This is a genomic window from Proteus genomosp. 4 str. ATCC 51469 (genome assembly GCF_003144375.1).
In the GTDB taxonomy this organism is placed as follows: Bacteria; Pseudomonadota; Gammaproteobacteria; order Enterobacterales; family Enterobacteriaceae; genus Proteus.
Window position 1 is genome coordinate 1 of record NZ_PENV01000028.1, and the last position, 17,229, is coordinate 17,229.

General features: G+C 38.9%; 17 protein-coding genes and 1 riboswitch. Of the genes, 9 read left to right on the forward strand and 8 right to left on the reverse strand.

Annotated elements, in window-relative coordinates:
* The first annotated feature begins 471 nt into the window (after positions 1 to 471).
* Entirely contained in the window at positions 472 to 2,061 is a 1,590-nt protein-coding gene (purH, locus tag DK866_RS18840; RefSeq protein WP_109410141.1) for a bifunctional phosphoribosylaminoimidazolecarboxamide formyltransferase/IMP cyclohydrolase, read from the forward strand.
* Positions 2,062 to 2,073: 12 nt separating this feature from the next.
* The gene (gene purD, locus DK866_RS18845; protein ID WP_109410142.1) at positions 2,074 to 3,363 is read left to right on the forward strand and encodes a phosphoribosylamine--glycine ligase; all 1,290 of its coding nucleotides are present in this window, start codon (positions 2,074 to 2,076) and stop codon (positions 3,361 to 3,363) included.
* A 27-nt stretch (positions 3,364 to 3,390) separates the two neighbouring features.
* Here purD and DK866_RS18850 read toward each other — a convergent pair whose 3' ends face one another.
* The 6 genes from DK866_RS18850 to nudC form a co-directional block, all read right to left on the reverse strand.
* Entirely contained in the window at positions 3,391 to 4,053 is a 663-nt protein-coding gene (locus DK866_RS18850; protein ID WP_227336124.1) for a DUF1481 domain-containing protein, read from the reverse strand.
* Positions 4,054 to 4,097: 44 nt separating this feature from the next.
* Positions 4,098 to 4,370 carry an HU family DNA-binding protein gene (locus tag DK866_RS18855; protein ID WP_004246922.1) on the reverse strand — a complete coding sequence of 91 codons (273 nt, stop codon included), beginning with the start codon at positions 4,368 to 4,370 and terminating at the stop codon, positions 4,098 to 4,100.
* Positions 4,371 to 4,560: 190 nt separating this feature from the next.
* Positions 4,561 to 5,151 (reverse strand): YjaG family protein, encoded by a 591-nt coding sequence (locus DK866_RS18860; protein ID WP_072071056.1) that lies wholly within the window; start codon positions 5,149 to 5,151, stop codon positions 4,561 to 4,563.
* 74 nt (positions 5,152 to 5,225) lie between these two features.
* Positions 5,226 to 5,894, reverse strand: coding sequence for a deoxyribonuclease V (gene nfi / locus DK866_RS18865; RefSeq protein WP_109410144.1), 669 nt, complete (start codon positions 5,892 to 5,894; stop codon positions 5,226 to 5,228).
* Positions 5,887 to 6,960, reverse strand: a complete 1,074-nt coding sequence (hemE, locus tag DK866_RS18870; protein WP_109410145.1) for a uroporphyrinogen decarboxylase — start codon at positions 6,958 to 6,960, stop codon at positions 5,887 to 5,889. Before hemE ends, nfi begins: the two co-directional genes overlap by 8 nt.
* Positions 6,961 to 7,048: 88 nt before the next feature.
* Entirely contained in the window at positions 7,049 to 7,834 is a 786-nt protein-coding gene (gene nudC, locus DK866_RS18875) for an NAD(+) diphosphatase (protein ID WP_109410146.1), read from the reverse strand.
* Positions 7,835 to 7,981: 147 nt separating this feature from the next.
* Here nudC and DK866_RS18880 point away from each other — a divergent pair, with 147 nt between their 5' ends.
* The 7 genes from DK866_RS18880 to thiH all read left to right on the forward strand — a co-directional run bounded on the left by DK866_RS18880 (position 7,982) and on the right by thiH (position 14,381).
* Positions 7,982 to 8,662, forward strand: coding sequence for an HAD family hydrolase (locus DK866_RS18880; RefSeq protein WP_109410147.1), 681 nt, complete (start codon positions 7,982 to 7,984; stop codon positions 8,660 to 8,662).
* Between the two features lie 44 nt (positions 8,663 to 8,706).
* A riboswitch (TPP riboswitch) is annotated at positions 8,707 to 8,829 on the forward strand.
* Positions 8,830 to 8,958: 129 nt separating this feature from the next.
* Positions 8,959 to 10,911 carry a phosphomethylpyrimidine synthase ThiC gene (thiC, locus tag DK866_RS18885; protein WP_109410148.1) on the forward strand — a complete coding sequence of 651 codons (1,953 nt, stop codon included), beginning with the start codon at positions 8,959 to 8,961 and terminating at the stop codon, positions 10,909 to 10,911.
* Positions 10,895 to 11,542: a thiamine phosphate synthase gene (gene thiE / locus DK866_RS18890; RefSeq protein ID WP_109410149.1), complete on the forward strand. Its 648-nt coding sequence runs from the start codon at positions 10,895 to 10,897 to the stop codon at positions 11,540 to 11,542. The genes thiC and thiE overlap by 17 nt, the downstream gene beginning before the upstream one ends.
* Positions 11,536 to 12,285, forward strand: coding sequence for a HesA/MoeB/ThiF family protein (locus tag DK866_RS18895; protein ID WP_109410150.1), 750 nt, complete (start codon positions 11,536 to 11,538; stop codon positions 12,283 to 12,285). Before thiE ends, DK866_RS18895 begins: the two co-directional genes overlap by 7 nt.
* Positions 12,282 to 12,482 (forward strand): sulfur carrier protein ThiS, encoded by a 201-nt coding sequence (gene thiS / locus DK866_RS18900; RefSeq protein WP_109410151.1) that lies wholly within the window; start codon positions 12,282 to 12,284, stop codon positions 12,480 to 12,482. Before DK866_RS18895 ends, thiS begins: the two co-directional genes overlap by 4 nt.
* A 1-nt stretch (position 12,483) precedes the next feature.
* The gene (locus DK866_RS18905) at positions 12,484 to 13,263 is read left to right on the forward strand and encodes a thiazole synthase (protein ID WP_109410152.1); all 780 of its coding nucleotides are present in this window, start codon (positions 12,484 to 12,486) and stop codon (positions 13,261 to 13,263) included.
* The gene (gene thiH, locus DK866_RS18910) at positions 13,263 to 14,381 is read left to right on the forward strand and encodes a 2-iminoacetate synthase ThiH (RefSeq protein ID WP_109410153.1); all 1,119 of its coding nucleotides are present in this window, start codon (positions 13,263 to 13,265) and stop codon (positions 14,379 to 14,381) included. The genes DK866_RS18905 and thiH overlap by 1 nt, the downstream gene beginning before the upstream one ends.
* Positions 14,382 to 14,569: 188 nt before the next feature.
* Here thiH and DK866_RS18915 read toward each other — a convergent pair whose 3' ends face one another.
* Both DK866_RS18915 and DK866_RS18920 read right to left on the reverse strand, forming a co-directional pair.
* Entirely contained in the window at positions 14,570 to 15,655 is a 1,086-nt protein-coding gene (locus DK866_RS18915) for an Rpn family recombination-promoting nuclease/putative transposase (protein ID WP_109410154.1), read from the reverse strand.
* 190 nt (positions 15,656 to 15,845) lie between these two features.
* Positions 15,846 to 17,201, reverse strand: coding sequence for a polysaccharide deacetylase family protein (locus DK866_RS18920; protein ID WP_109410155.1), 1,356 nt, complete (start codon positions 17,199 to 17,201; stop codon positions 15,846 to 15,848).
* Between the last annotated feature and the right edge of the window lie 28 nt (positions 17,202 to 17,229).

Genomic DNA, 17,229 nt, shown 5'->3' on the forward strand with positions numbered 1-17,229 from the left:
TTAAAGAGCAGTGCAACATTCGCTGCCGTTTCCGGTCTTCTGCGTTGTTGCGAGGAGGTGCATTCTACATCTTCCTCATTCAGTGTCAAGCGTTTATTTTCAAGGCTTTTCACTTTTTTCTTTGTTCTCTTGGCTAACTCACTTAGCGTGGTTTGCCGTGACAACGAGGACGCATTATAGGGAGTTTTCTGAGGCTGGCAATAGTTTTTTTAAGAAAAAAAATCGTTTGCTTAATTCCACAGCAAAACCCCTAGTTATACGCACTTATCAACAATTTTATCCACAGATGTCCTTTTTACATAAAATTAGCATGTCAAACGCAATCGTTTGCGTTATTATGAGGGCCTATTAAGTAAGATTGATTTTGTGTCCATCTTCTGAAATGTTAGTTAAGCAAACACAATTTCACTGTATTAATGTGATTTAACTTCATCATTACTACCGTTATACCAAACCCAAGGGATAAAACTCATGCAACATCTTCGTCCTATCCGCCGTGCGCTTTTAAGTGTGTCTGATAAAGCAGGTATTTTAGAATTTGCTAAAGCGCTTGTTGAAAGAAACGTAGAACTATTATCTACAGGCGGAACTGCACGTCTATTAGCAGAAGCTGGCTTACCTGTTATCGAAGTTTCCGATTATACCGGTTTCCCAGAAATGATGGATGGCAGGGTAAAAACGCTACACCCTAAAGTACATGGTGGCATTTTAGGTCGTCGTGGCCAAGACGATGCAATAATGGAAGAACATGAGATCCGTCCTATCGATATGGTCGTAGTGAATCTTTATCCTTTTGCTAAAACAGTAGCTCGCCCTGATTGCTCATTAGCAGATGCCGTTGAAAATATTGATATCGGTGGCCCAACAATGGTTCGCTCTGCAGCAAAAAATCATAAGGATGTAACAATAGTAGTAAATAGTAATGACTATGAAAGAGTGATTGAAGAAATGGATAATCACGAAAACAGTCTTACGTTAGATACTCGTTTTGATTTAGCGATTAAAGCCTTTGAACACACAGCCGCTTATGACGGAATGATTGCTAACTACTTCGGTCAGAAAGTTGCACCTTATTATGGTGATACTTCACAACCATCAGGCACTTTCCCTCGCACCTTGAATCTGAACTATATAAAGAAACAAGATATGCGTTATGGTGAAAATGCGCACCAGCAAGCTGCTTTCTATATAGAAGAGAATATAGAAGAAGCATCTATTGCCACTGCAAACCAATTACAAGGCAAAGCGCTTTCTTATAATAATATCGCAGATACTGATGCTGCATTAGAATGTGTGAAATCATTCTCCGAGCCTGCATGTGTTATTGTGAAGCATGCAAACCCTTGCGGTGTATCTATTGCGAACACGCTCACACAAGCATATGACAACGCATTTAAAACAGATCCTACTTCTGCTTTTGGCGGTATTATCGCATTCAATCGCCCATTAGATGTAAAAACAGCAAGTGCAATTATTGAGCGACAATTTGTCGAAGTTATCATTGCTCCTTCTATTAATGAAGATGCTTTACCTATTTTAGCCACCAAACCAAATGTACGTGTATTAGCCTGTGGTCAATGGCAAGAGCCAAAACCTGCTTTTGACTTCAAACGAGTCAACGGTGGGCTTTTAGTTCAAGATCGTGATTTAGGCATGGTTAAAGAAGAAAACTTAAGAGTAGTTACTCAACGCCAACCAAGTGAACGCGAACTTAAAGATGCACTCTTCTGCTGGAAAGTGGCTAAATTTGTAAAATCAAATGCCATTGTTTACGCTAAAAACGATATGACAGTCGGTATTGGTGCAGGACAAATGAGCCGAGTATATTCTGCAAAAATTGCAGGCATAAAAGCTGCTGATGAAGGTTTAGAAGTTGCAGGTTGCGCGATGGCTTCAGATGCATTCTTCCCATTCAGAGATGGCATTGATGCGGCAGCACTTGCCGGTGTAACTTGTGTTATTCAACCTGGTGGCTCAATTCGTGATGATGAAGTGATTGCCGCAGCCAATGAACACAACATCGCAATGATTTTCACCAATATGCGTCACTTCCGTCATTAATAGGATATTGATATGAAGATTTTGATTATTGGTAATGGCGGTCGTGAGCACGCTTTAGCATGGAAAGTGGTTCAATCCCCGCTTGCAACACACGTTTTTGTTGCGCCAGGTAATGCGGGAACTGCATTAGAGAAAGGTGTACAAAATGTTGCAATTAACGCAACGGATATTCCGTCATTACTGACATTCGCACGAGAAAATAAAATTGATTTAACCATTGTTGGCCCGGAAGCACCGCTTGTTATTGGTGTTGTTGATGCGTTTAAAGATGCAGGGCTGACTATTTTTGGCCCGACAAAAGGTGCCGCTCAGTTAGAAGGCTCAAAAGCCTTCACTAAAGATTTTTTAGCACGCCACAATATTCCAACAGCGGATTATCAAAATTTCACTGAAATAGCCCCTGCACTAGAGTATTTAAATAAAGTAGGCGCACCAATTGTTATCAAAGCCGATGGTTTGGCAGCAGGGAAAGGCGTTATTGTTGCAATGACGCAATCTGAGGCTGAAAATGCTATAAAAGATATGCTAGCAGGTAATGCCTTTGGAGATGCTGGGCATCGCATTGTTATTGAAGAATTTCTTGATGGCGAAGAAGCCAGTTTTATCGTCATGGTTGATGGTGAACACGTTATTCCAATGGCAACAAGTCAAGATCATAAACGTGTTGGTGATGGTGATACTGGCCCTAATACTGGTGGGATGGGCGCTTACTCGCCTGCCCCCGTTGTCACTAATGCAATCCACCAGCAAGTAATGGAAAAAATCATTTACCCAACAGTAAAAGGCATGGCCTCTGAAGGTCATCGTTATCAGGGGTTTCTTTATGCTGGGCTGATGATTGATAAACAAGGCGTTGCAAAAGTTATCGAATTTAACTGTCGTTTTGGCGATCCAGAAACTCAACCTATTATGATGCGTATGCAATCTGACTTAGTTGAGCTTTGTTTAGCTGGAGCAAAAGGCAATTTAAAAGGTAAAGATTCTGTTTGGGACCCTCGTCCTGCTTTAGGTATTGTCATTGCGGCTGGAGGCTATCCTGCTGATTATCGCCAAGGGGATATTATCGAAGGCTTAACAGCAACATCGTCCAAAACTGAAAAAGTATTTCAAGCAGGAACAACTCTGAATAATGAAGGTGAAGTTATCACTGCTGGCGGAAGAGTTCTATGTGCGACGGCATTAGGTGATGATATTGAGCAAGCGCAAAAAAATGCTTATGCTTTAGCTGAAGGTATTCATTGGAATGGCGCTTTTTATCGTCATGATATTGGTTATCGTGCAATTGCGCGTTTAAAGAAGTAAGTGACTAAATACAGCAGAAGGGAGTGATCACAAGCTCTCTTTTGTTGGCTCCCATTTGCAGAAATCATGGTCGGCTACCATAAGCAACTGTTTACCTTCTGGTGAATCAAGCCAAGCAACATAAGAAGGTTTACTTGGATTACGTGTTCTCGTTTTTAACCAGCGTTGTTCTGGCCCTTCAAATGAAACACTCACTTTCTCGCCAGCACATGTTGTCATTGTATTTTGATACCAGACACCCTGTACTAAATTCACTTTTCCAATAGTCAGCGCTTCACTGATTTCACGTTCTTTACTTGCAGCAAACACCATTCTTAAACGCTCATCTTCTGTTAATGCTCGTTTTTGCTTCTGACTTTCCTGTTGCATGAAAATGACTTCACCACGTTTATTTAAACGAAGGTGCCAAGATGAGGGATCATTTTGATTAACCACTTCAGAACGGACTTGCCAAAGCTTATTCTGGCGATACTCATAGAATGTGATGATAGTTTCTGGCTTTTTATAAAAGCTATAAACGCTCATGATCACTTGAGGCTCTGACGTTTTATTATTTAAACGCCATAGTCGCACAACACCTTCATCTGCAATGTACCCTGTTGCAGAAAATTCTGGGAGTTGTACTGTCGAGGAGCAGGCGCTGAGCAAAAAAGCAGATCCTATTGCTAACAGCCCCTGTCGTTTCAACAAAAGGGGAGTAAATCCCCCTCTATTGTTCATTCCGTTCAAAGGAATTATTTTACTGCGTCTTTCAGTGCTTTACCGGCAGTAAATGCAGGAACATTAGCTGCTGCAATTTTAATTTCTTTACCAGTTTGAGGGTTACGACCAGTACGCTCAGCACGGTGATTTACCTTGAATGTACCGAAACCAACTAACTGTACAGAATCGCCTTCTTTCAGAGCTCCTGTTACTGAGTCGATAAACGCTTCAATAGCAGCTTTTGCCTGAGTTTTTGTCAGATCCGCTTTTTCAGCAACTGATTCGGTTAATTCAGCTTTGTTCATAAAATAGTCCTTAAAGTATGTTTTATCGTTTGAAAAACATCTGGTGAAAAAACTTAACTTATCTTTTTAAGAAGATGAATTAAGTAAAACACCTGAGCCACTTCTTTTCGTACCCAATGTAGAACATACACGGGGGTGATGTGAAGTCTTTAAACGTCGCTTTTCAAGCACCAAATCACGTTTTTCTGATTTAGTGCGTTAATTCTATACCGATATTGCTCATTCCTGCTTCACGAAGGTCTGCACGTAGGCCTTTAATCAGCTCGATATCTCTTTCTTCACACTCTACAAGTAGACGGTAAATTTCCCATTGGATATCGAATTCTTCAATAACAACAGGCAGTGATCTTAGCTCTTCTTCGCTCATTTCTCTTTCTGCTTGTGTCATTTCAAGTGAAGCAACCGTCCCTACTGATAATTTGCTGACTTCAATAGCATGACTTAGCGATTCACCGCTTAAACGAGAGTGAACAACTTCACTCAAGGCGACACAGGCATCAATCGCCGGATAGACGCCGTAAATATCAAATTGAGATGCGTCAGGAATAGCTTCTTCTAACTTCTCTAATTGAGAATCAAAATTCACTTTTGCATCTTTCACCGTTAAAGTTTCCCAAACCAGATCGAGAATACGGCGATAAAGCGTTGGATCAGCAAATCCTGTTTCACGACAAAATACCTGATAATTTGGATACATTCGCTCACACAGGCACGCCATAAACGTCAGGTGTTGCCAAGCCTCTAGCTTTTCTAAACGTAAATGGATTGGGTTCTTCAACATTCGTGATTACTCATTTTCTTAACTTAGGCGCAGTTTACCTGAAAATTAAAAATATCCACATATTTCCCGGTCATTTAGAGCTTATTCTTATTCAACTGCTCAAATAATCGCCTATTTGAAGCAATACCATCAGCCCAACGCGTTGGTTCTGGCAATCGATACCCTTTCATACACAACTCAACCCACTGCAAAGCACCTTCCATACTCACTTTATGACCCGGAGATATATACAGGGGTTTACATTTTTTCTTACTGCGATAAATCCACCCTATTTGCTCATTCTTATCCATCAATGGCTCATGACTTCCCATATCTTCATTGATCGCCCGATCAGTACCACATAAACGACTTTTTGCTACGCCAATAGTAGGCGTGTCTACTAATAAACCAAAATGGCTAGCAACACCCAGCCTTCTAGGATGAGCGATACCTTGCCCATCGACAAAAATAAGAGAAGGTTTCTGTTTAATTAATTGCCAAGCAGACAGTAATGCTGGGCACTCTCGAAATGAAAGTAAACCAGGGATATAAGGAAGAGTTGTAGGTATTCGCGCGATTTGGTATTCAAGAATTTCAAAAGAGGGGTAATGCATTATCACGATGGCAGCGCGAGTAACTGCGCCACCATCTTCAAAACCAACATCAGCACCAGCAATATAAGTAGGCATTGTAAATTGGTCTGTCAAAATAACTTGTTGAGCTTTTTCTGTCTGCTCCTGACGCAATTGTGAGGTATTAATCATTATCCTGATGATAAGGCTTCGATAAACGGTGAACCGCATCAATAAATGCACCAGCATGCTCTGGTGGAACATCTTGATGAATACCGTGCCCAAGATTAAAGACATGACCGTTGCCTTTACCAAACCCAGCAAGAATAGTTTCGACTTCTTGCTCTATTCTAGCTGGTGGCGCATACAGCATAGAAGGGTCCATATTACCTTGTAAGGCTACTTTATCCCCTACTCGACGACGTGCATCTTCGATATCAATCGTCCAATCTAGCCCTAATGCATCACAACCTGTTGCTGCCATTGCTTCTAGCCAACGACCGCCACCTTTAGTAAATAAGGTTACAGGAACTTTTCTTCCATCGTATTCGCGAATAAGACCATCAACAATCTTATGCATGTAGTGTAATGAGAAAAGTTGGTAATCACGTCCTGTTAGTACACCACCCCATGTATCAAAGATCATGATGGATTGTGCACCCGCTTTAATTTGAGCATTCAAATAAAGGATAACGCTATCTGCGAGTTTATCCAGTAATAGATGTAGTGCTTGTGGCTCTGCGTACATCATTTTTTTTATTTTTGTGAAGGCCTTACTACTTCCACCTTCCACCATGTAGGTTGCCAGTGTCCAAGGACTTCCCGAAAAACCGATTAATGGCACACTGCCTTGCAATGCATGACGAATTGCACGTACTGCATTCATTACATAGCCAAGTTCGTCTTCAGGATCAGGAATTGGCAGTTTTTGAATATCGGCAAGGCTATTTATTGGGGACTTAAAACGAGGTCCTTCACCAGTTTCAAAGTAAAGGCCTAGCCCCATTGCATCAGGAATAGTTAAAATATCAGAAAATAAAATAGCGGCATCTAAAGGAAAGCGTCTTAAAGGCTGTAATGTCACTTCACATGCCAATTCTGTATTTTTGCACAATGAGATGAAATCCCCCGCCTGTGCCCGTGTTTCCTTATACTCAGGAAGATATCTGCCTGCCTGACGCATCATCCAAACTGGGGTGACATCAACAGGTTGGCGCAACAGCGCACGTAAATAGCGGTCGTTTTTCAACTCACTCATGACTAACTCCATTAACAGTAATAGGGCCGCAAAATAGCATGTATTGTAACATGCTGGAAAAATAACTGTTGGCAGACAACGCCTTTATTTAGTTCTTTTCTTTATCTTGTCTAATATTCGCTATCGTATCTTCTATTAAGCGTCGCGCAATAGTATCTGGAGGTGGGATCTGTGGTAGCTGATCATAACGATACCAAGCCGCACTGGTTAATTCAGAAGGATCATGGCGCAACTCTCCTCCATCGTAATCAGCCAAAAACCCCATCATTAAAGAATGAGGGAACGGCCAAGGCTGAGAGGATACGTAGCGAATATTACGAATACGAATATTACTTTCTTCAAATACTTCGCGAGCGACGGCTTCTTCTAAGGTTTCACCAACCTCAACAAAACCAGCGAGCACAGTATAAAGAGGGGAATGCTTATGCCTAACATGATGTGCGAGTAAAATTTTATCTTCATGACGAATACCCACAATAATACAAGGGGCAATTTGCGGGTAATAACGTTCATGACAGTTATCGCATAAACAAGCCCATTCACTCTCACTATGGCGCATTTTAGAACCACAATAGCCACAAAAACGATGAGAACGATAAAACTCTGCTAACTGAACACCACGACCCACTAGTTTAAATAAATTCTCATCTTGTGAGGCGATAAGCCTTGGCGAACACATATCGTTATCCATTTTTCCATGAATAAGCCAAACAGTTTCACCCTGCCATTCACCAACAATTTTGGCGTGTTGACCAACTAACTCCCAATCCTTTGCAAAACCAAAAGGGAGTTCACCTTTCGGTAACCACACTCGCCCACCGAGACTGACTGTCCACCAGCCTTTCTCTGATCCCGTTAACGTATATAAATGCATAATGATAATTCTATCCAAAATAATGATATAGAATTAAGGATACTCTCTTTAGTAAGACCCTCTCAATGTATTATGATTATTCTCTATAATTTATTAACATTCAAAAAGGAATTTTATAAATTTTATTTATAATAAAGGAATACTAACATGACCGATAAAACCCAAAATAAAATTGCGATTTTTGATTTAGATGAAACGCTTTTAGCGGGTGATTCTAGTCGTTTATGGACACGTTATTTATGGGATAAAAAAATAGTCACTGATCCTCATTTTCTAAAACTAGACGAACAGATGATTGCAGACTATTACGCTGAAAAATTGGATATGAATCAATATCTTTATCGACATTTATCTTACTTTAAACATCATGATATAAACAAAATAAATCATTGGGTTAATGACTTTATTGAAACAAAAGTTCAGCCATTATTTTACCCTGAAGGAATGTCAATAATTACACAATATCGACAGCAAAATATTCCTGTTATGATTATTTCAGCAACAATGTCTTTTCTCGTTCACGCTATTGCTAAACAACTCAATGCGGATATTTCAATGGGCATTGATATGCAAATTAAAGATAATTATTACACTGGATATATTGAAGGTAAACCTACATTTCGAGAAGGAAAAGTGCAGCGTCTAAATCAATGGAAAGAAGCAAACAACATTAATAATATTTATATTTATTTCTATACTGACTCTGCTAATGACCTCCCATTGTGTTATCAAGCTGATAACGTCACAGTCATCAATCCAGATGAACAATTAGCTCAAATTTCACACATAAAAAACTGGAAACAGCAACATTGGAATTTAAATAAATAACCCATGCTGGACTTGTAGTTTTCAAAATCTTTCATATACTGGACTTCTTCTTGTCGGAGTGCCTAGTGTTTATAAGGCTATTATAAACACAGGCTGAGACCGTTAATTCGGGATCCGCGGAACCTGATCGGGTTAATACCCGCGAAGGGAACAAGAGTGATTCGACCTTTTGATAGCTTCATCCGTATATTTTTTATACGCCTATCTGTCGATACTCCCTGCGACCTCCAGACAAGCATTTTTCTCAATATTCACCCGACAGGCTACAGCCTGCATGATATTTATTAGGAAATGCTATGTCCCAAAATCAAACTTTATCTGTTAAAGATATTACGCCAACCGTCAATAAACAGCGCCCAAGAAAAGCGCAGCGAGATGCTGCTCAGGAATTTATTAGTACTATTCAAGGGGTCAGTTTTCCCAATTCAAAACGTATTTACCTTGAAGGCTCTCGTACCGATATTCAAGTCCCAATGCGTGAGATCCAGCTTGATAAAACATTGGTAGGTGGATCAAAAGAGAACCCCGTTTTTGAAGATAATGAACCTGTTCCGGTATATGACACTTCTGGCCCTTATGGCGATCCAGCTTCTCAACTCGACGTTAATCTTGGCTTAAAAAAAATTCGCCAATCATGGATTGATGAGCGTAATGATACTGAAGCACTTTCACTCTTAAGCTCTGATTTCACACAACAACGTCTTTCTGACGCAGGATTAGCGCATCTACGTTTCCCGTTAAAGCCTAATCCTAAAAAAGCCCTACAGGGTAAAAGCGTGACGCAATTGCATTATGCTCGAAAAGGTATTATCACACCTGAAATGGAGTTTATTGCTATTCGTGAAAACATGGGGCGTGAACGTATTCGAAGCGAAGTATTACGCCAACAACACGCTGGTTTTAGCTTTGGAGCTCATCTCCCTGACAATATTACTCCTGAGTTTGTACGCCAAGAAGTTGCAGCGGGTCGAGCCATTATTCCTGCCAATATTAATCACCCAGAATCAGAACCAATGATTATTGGTCGTAATTTCTTAGTGAAAGTGAATGCCAATATCGGAAATTCTTCTGTAACGTCTTCGATTGAAGAAGAAGTTGAAAAGCTAATTTGGTCTACACGTTGGGGAGCAGATACCGTAATGGATCTCTCAACAGGCCGTTACATTCATGAAACACGTGAGTGGATCATTCGTAATAGCCCTGTTCCTATCGGCACAGTTCCAATCTATCAAGCACTTGAGAAAGTGAACGGTATTGCTGAAGATCTCACTTGGGAAATGTTCCGCGATACTTTACTTGAGCAAGCAGAGCAAGGTGTTGATTACTTTACTATTCATGCTGGTGTATTGTTACGTTATGTTCCCATGACCGCAAAACGCCTAACGGGTATTGTCTCTCGTGGTGGTTCGATAATGGCGAAATGGTGTTTATCACATCACAAAGAAAATTTCCTCTACGAACATTTCCGTGAAATCTGTGAAATTTGTACCGCTTACGATGTTTCCCTTTCACTGGGCGATGGGCTAAGACCAGGCTCGATCCAAGATGCAAACGATGAAGCACAATTTGCTGAGTTACATACATTAGGTGAACTAACAAAGATTGCATGGGAATATGACGTGCAAGTCATGATTGAAGGCCCAGGTCACGTTCCAATGCAGATGATACGCCGTAATATGACAGAAGAGTTAGAGCATTGTCATGAAGCGCCCTTTTATACATTAGGCCCTCTTACAACAGATATTGCACCGGGTTACGATCATTTTACCTCAGGGATCGGTGCGGCAATGATTGGCTGGTTTGGTTGTGCAATGCTCTGTTATGTCACTCCGAAAGAACACCTCGGCTTACCAAATAAAGACGATGTAAAACAAGGCTTAATTACTTATAAAATTGCGGCTCATGCTGCCGATTTAGCCAAAGGACATCCCGGCGCTCAAATCCGTGATAACGCTATGTCGAAAGCGCGTTTTGAATTTAGATGGGAAGATCAATTTAATTTAGCGCTTGATCCTGAAACAGCACGCCAATATCACGATGAAACCCTTCCTCAAGCATCAGGTAAAGTGGCTCACTTTTGCTCAATGTGTGGTCCTAAATTCTGTTCAATGAAGATAACACAAGAAGTACGTGATTATGCGGCAGGTATGGAACAAATGTCTCAAGCCTTTAAAGAGCATGGGAATGAGCTATACCACAGTGCCGAAATCACTCGTGTTGAGGTGACTGAAAATGAACAGATCCTCTAATACACCTTTTGCATCAACAGAAAAAAAACTTGGACTTTACCCCGTCGTTGATTCTATTGAATGGATAGAACGCCTATTGAAAATAGGCGTTACCACACTTCAATTACGTATAAAAGATAAACAACCAGAAGATGTTGAACAAGAGATCATCGAAGCAATAAGGCTAGGAAAACAGTACCACGCAAGACTGTTTATCAATGATTATTGGCAACTCGCCATTAAACATCAGGCTTATGGTGTTCATCTTGGTCAAGAAGATCTCGATATTGCTGATCTTGATGCAATTAAACAAGCAGGATTACGACTGGGTGTTTCCACTCACGACCAAATGGAATTACAAAGAGCAAAGGCGTTACGCCCATCTTACATCGCATTAGGGCATATATTTCCAACTACAACGAAAGATATGCCATCTAAACCACAAGGTTTGAAGGCACTCAAACATCAAGTAGAACAGACACCTGATTTTCCCACTGTTGCTATTGGTGGGATCTCGCTAGAGAGAGTATCTGATGTGATTGCAACAGGCGTCGGGAGTGTTGCTTTAGTCAGTGCAATAACAAAAGCATCTGATTGGCAAAAAGTAACGCGTAAATTATTAGAATTAGTTGAAGGAAAATCGTCATGCTAAATGATAATGATTTTATGCGTTATAGCCGACAAGTGATGTTAGAAGATATTGGTATAGAGGGCCAAAATAAACTTCAACAAGCAAAGGTACTAATTGTCGGGCTTGGTGGATTAGGCTCTCCAGCATCAATGTATCTCGCTGGGGCTGGTATTGGTGAGCTTATTTTAGTTGATGATGATGAATTACATATTTCTAATCTCCAGCGTCAAATTCTTTATCGCACTCAGGATATTCCTGAAGCGAAATCGGATATTGCAAAGCAAGCTTTGCTTGCTTTAAATCCAGATATAAAAGTCACTTCTTATAAACAACGTATTGATGATGATTCATTACTTAAATTAGTTAAAGAGGTCGATTTAGTTTTAGATTGCACTGATAACATGCTCACACGCCAAGCTATTAATCGTGCTTGTGTTGCACAACAAATTCCACTTATTAGTGGTAGTGCCGTAGGATTTAGTGGCCAGCTTATGGTGTTTGAACCTCCTTTCATTCATGGTTGTTATCACTGCCTTTATCCTGATGAAACTGAACCACAGCGAAATTGTAAAACAGCCGGAATTCTAGGCCCTGTCGTAGGTGTTATTGGTACACTTCAAGCACTTGAAGCCATTAAGCTACTCTCTGATTTACCTAGTTCTCTAAGTGGAAAGCTACGCCTTTTCGATGGTAGAAAACAAAATTGGAGTACTTTACGTTTAACACCATCAACAACATGTCCTGTTTGTCGAGGGTTAGCATGAACATTACCGTAAATGACGAACAATATTCTCTGGATATGCCTGTCACTATTAGTCAGCTCCTTATTCAGTTAAAACAGCCACCTATAGGTGTGGCACTTGCCATCAATGAAACCATTGTTCCCCGTGAAAATTGGGAAATACATTTTATTAACGATGGCGATACTATTCTTCTCTTTCAAGCAATTGCGGGGGGCTGATATGTTAAAAATTGCTGATACCACATTCACATCCAGACTTTTTACAGGCACAGGAAAATTTGCAACACCAACGCTAATGACAGAAGCCATTAAGGCTTCCGGCAGTCAACTTGTAACAATGGCAATGAAACGAGTCGATTTAAAAAAGGGAAATGATGACTTAATCGCGCCACTCAAGTCATTAGGTGTAAAATTATTACCCAATACATCCGGGGCAAAAACAGCACAAGAAGCTGTTTTTGCCGCTCGCTTAGCGAAAGAAGCCTTTGGTACCCATTGGATTAAATTAGAAATTCATCCTGATACTAAATATTTATTACCTGATCCTATTGAAACTCTTAAAGCTGCTGACATTCTTGTAAAAGAAGGTTTTGTTGTTTTGCCCTACTGCAGTGCTGATCCTGTTTTATGTCGTCGTTTAGAAGAAATTGGCTGTGCCGCTGTGATGCCTTTAGGCTCTCCTATTGGCTCTAATCAAGGATTACAGACTCGTGATTTCCTACGAATTATCATCGAACAAGCCTCTATTCCTGTTGTTGTTGACGCGGGCATTGGCGCACCAAGCCATGCTCTTGAAGCTTTAGAATTAGGTGCAGATGCCGTATTAGTGAATACCGCGATTGCTGTTGCTAAAAATCCTATCTTAATGGCACAAGCATTTAAAGCAGCGCTCGATGCTGGTGAACTTGCTCGACAATCTGGTCTTGCGACACCTGCTTCTGTCGTCAATATGCAAGCACAAGCCTCCAGTCCATTAACCCAATACTTGGGGGCATTCTAATGGAAACATTTTCGGATTATTGGCAACAACTTGACTGGGATGACATTACATTAAAACTCAATAGTAAAACCAATGCGGATGTTGAAGCCGCATTAAATCGCCACATTCTTACACTTGATGATTTTATGGCGCTAATTTCGCCTGCGGGTCGGCATTACTTAGAGCCTATGGCTCAACGTGCTCAACAACTTACGCGACAACGTTTCGGCAACGTTGTGGGGTTGTATGTTCCACTTTACCTTTCTAATTTATGTGCAAATGACTGTACTTATTGTGGTTTCTCAATGAGCAATGCCATTAAACGTAAAACATTAAATGAAAGTGAGATCATTGCCGAATGTAATAGCATCCGCCAATTAGGGTTTGATAGCCTGCTATTAGTAACCGGTGAGCATCAAAGAAAAGTGGGTATGGATTATTTTCGCCAATATATCCCCCTTATTCGAGAGAATTTCAGTTCATTAATGATGGAAGTTCAACCCCTTGCAACAGAAGAATATGCCGAGTTAAAAACACTCGGTATTGATGGTGTCATGGTTTATCAAGAAACCTATCATGAACCAACTTATCAGCTTCATCATCTAAAAGGTAAAAAACAGGACTTCCATTGGCGATTACAAACGCCAGATAGATTAGGGCAAGCTGGAATTGATAAAATCGGTTTAGGTGCATTAATTGGTCTTTCAAGCCAGTGGCGTAGCGATTGTTATATGGTGGCAGAACATCTCTTATTTTTACAAAAACGCTATTGGAAAAGTCGTTATTCAATCTCTTTTCCCCGTTTACGCCCTTGTGCTGGTGGACTAAGCCCCGCATCAGTAATGAGTGAAGCAGAGTTAGTTCAATTGATCTGTGCTTTTCGTATTTTGGCACCTGATGTTGAGCTTTCACTATCAACCCGTGAATCTCCGTATTTTCGTGATAATACAGTACCATTAGCGATAAATAACATTAGTGCAGGTTCTAAAACTCAACCTGGCGGGTATTCTGATAGTCATGAAGAATTAGAACAATTCTCTCCAAATGATAATCGCCATGTTAATGATGTGATTAACGCATTAAAAGAGCGAGGATTACAACCCGTATGGAAAGACTGGGATAATTACTTGGGTCGTTAATTAAAGTTTAAATAATATAAAACCGCCTTTAGTTTATTTAATTACAAATAATAAAGGCGGTTTTTATTAAATGATTTAATAAAAGTAACATGTAATAAATTTAAAACAATTAAAGAAAAATAAAATAGTATAAACAATATATTAGAATACTTTTAATTTAACATTATATAAAACAGATAGTTTAATTATTATACTGTTAATTTTTCAATTTCTTGAATACTTAAACCGGATATTTTTTCGATAAATAAAAGATCAAAATTCTCTTTTAATAAGTTTTGAGCTAATTCCATTTGTACTATTTTCTTACCGATTTCAATGCCTTCTGTTTTTCCTAACTCAATGCCTTTAGCTTTTCCAATCTCAATACCTACATTCTTACCTAATTCAATACCTACATTCTTACCTAATTCAATACCTACATTCTTACCTAATTCAATACCTACATTTTTGCCCAGTTCGATCCCCTCATTTTTGCCTATTTCAAACCCTTCGCTTACACCTAAATTAAATCCTTTATTTTCTAATCTCCAAGCTATATTCATAATCACCTCTTTGTGGTTATCTACTTGTTCAACTATCTTATTTAAAATGAACTCAAAGTCTGATGCGTCCATAATTGAGAATAAATATTCTACAACAGCAATCGTGTCTTCATCTCTGCAGTTTTTCTGATTTATTGCTTTTGATAAAAGTATTGCAATATCATTAATATCATGACAACTATTAACATGCTTCATCGCAATCTCCATTACCGCCGCTTTTTTATGTGTCAGTAAAATATCATCATCAATTGAAGTCAAATCAATTAAAGAGAAACTATTAGAATAAAGTTTATTAGCAAGTGAATTAAGCGGAAAGCATGACATCCAATTAACAGGAAAAGGATAAGGTTTTTTCTCTCCATGATAAAACAGAATGGGAACAACGAGAGGTAAAGATTTATAACCTTGCTGTAAATGTTGATTCATAGTGTAAAATGCATAATTCATCATACGCCAAGCTATCATTTTATCTGGCTTAGACTGATGCTCTATCAGTAAATAAATAGAGATATCACCCTCTTTGGTTTTCACTAAATATAAAATATCAGACATACGAGAACGTAAGTTAATATCGATGAAAGCAGAATTTTGTAATTGCAACGTTGAAAAATCACAATGACTTTTTAAGTCCTCAGGTAAATGGACAAAGAAAAAGTCTTTCGCATTACTCACATTCATCATAAAACGTTTAAATGCAGAATCATAAGAAGATATGGATATCGTTTTTTTCATAACTAGTTCCATGCTAAATTTGGATTGCCAGCTTACAGAAAAAAATGAATTTTTATCACTAAAAAATAATCATAATTATCTGAAAAATATAAGTTATTTATTGATCTTAACTGAATGCGTAATAGAGAAATAAAAAATACCTTCAATAAATATCAAAGGTATTTTTTAATATTATAAATTTTCTTTTTAATTATTTATCAACAACAATATTCTCATTCACCACTTCATATTCATCATTACCCACCATCCTCGCAAATTTCTCAATAGGATCTGTACTCAACGCATATAGCCGCTTTAAAGCATAAGGGGGATCACCTAAACGTACTTTTCCTTGTCGTGTCGTCACTGCCAATGTCATTCCTGATGCTTTAGTTGCATTAATTGCTCTTTGGTTATAACCACCAAAAGGATATGCAAAAGCGTATTGATGTGGGTTTAATAATCGTAAAATACGCTGGGAGCGCTGTAAATCTAATACGATAGTATGAGATTGGCGACTAAATATAATGGGTTTTTTATTATTATCTAAACGATGTAAAAAATGAGAATGTGACTGAATATCAAAAACATCTCGACTTGATTTCAGTGCCTGCCAACTCATAAACTGTAATGAATTAGGTGCCCATTTGGGCGTTTTAGATTTTATACGTGATGAAATAACAAATAATGTTGCTCTCTGGCCATTTTCTTTTAAAAGTGGATAGGCATAGCGATAAACAGATTGTAAACCATCATCAAATGTTAACGCGACAGCTCGTCCCGGCAAATTAATACTTTTATTTAGATAGCCTGCAACTTGATTTAGTGAAAGCGTTTCATATCCGGCTTCTTTTAAATAATTCATCTGCTCTGTAAAGGCAGTTAATGATGTTGTTGTTGATGTATGACGAAAATTATGATTTTCCGTTACTTTGAGAATATGGTGATAAGTAAGTATCGGTATCCCTAAATCAGGTTTTACATCCTTTGATGAAATATAACCTAAACGGTCACCTAAAGAGATCTCAAACCAATTGATTTTACTTCCATTAGTATCTTCTTTTATTGTGCGTGATAGCACGGGATAACGTAAATTGGATAAGAGTGTCGCTATTTGTGGGCTAGCAATATCTTTATCACTATAGATGGGGGTATTTTTTGTTGTGATCAGATATTCATAGATAGGGTAATCGGTTTTCTTCGTGCTATCTGATAAGAAACGTATTTTCTTATCAGCCGAAATAGAAGCAATATCTTCAAAATAACCATCTTCTAAATAACCAGCTTCCAAATAACCTTGGGCATTTCCAAATTGTATTTTATGGTAATTATTTATCGCATCTGAAACATAAAATCCCTGATTAGGATATAGCTCAGCAACAGGTCTTAATTTATTACCAATAAAAGCATATAAGGTTTTTTGCTGACGAACCTGCATCAATGTTGTGGTCGGAGTTTCTAAATCCCATTGTGTTTCTGTTGGTATTTCCCTTTCTAAAGGGGTTGCAAAAGCAAGACCAGTAAAAATAAAAAATAGGATAATCAATCCGTTAGTTATTATTCTCATCATTTCGCCTACTTATTGTAGAACAGAA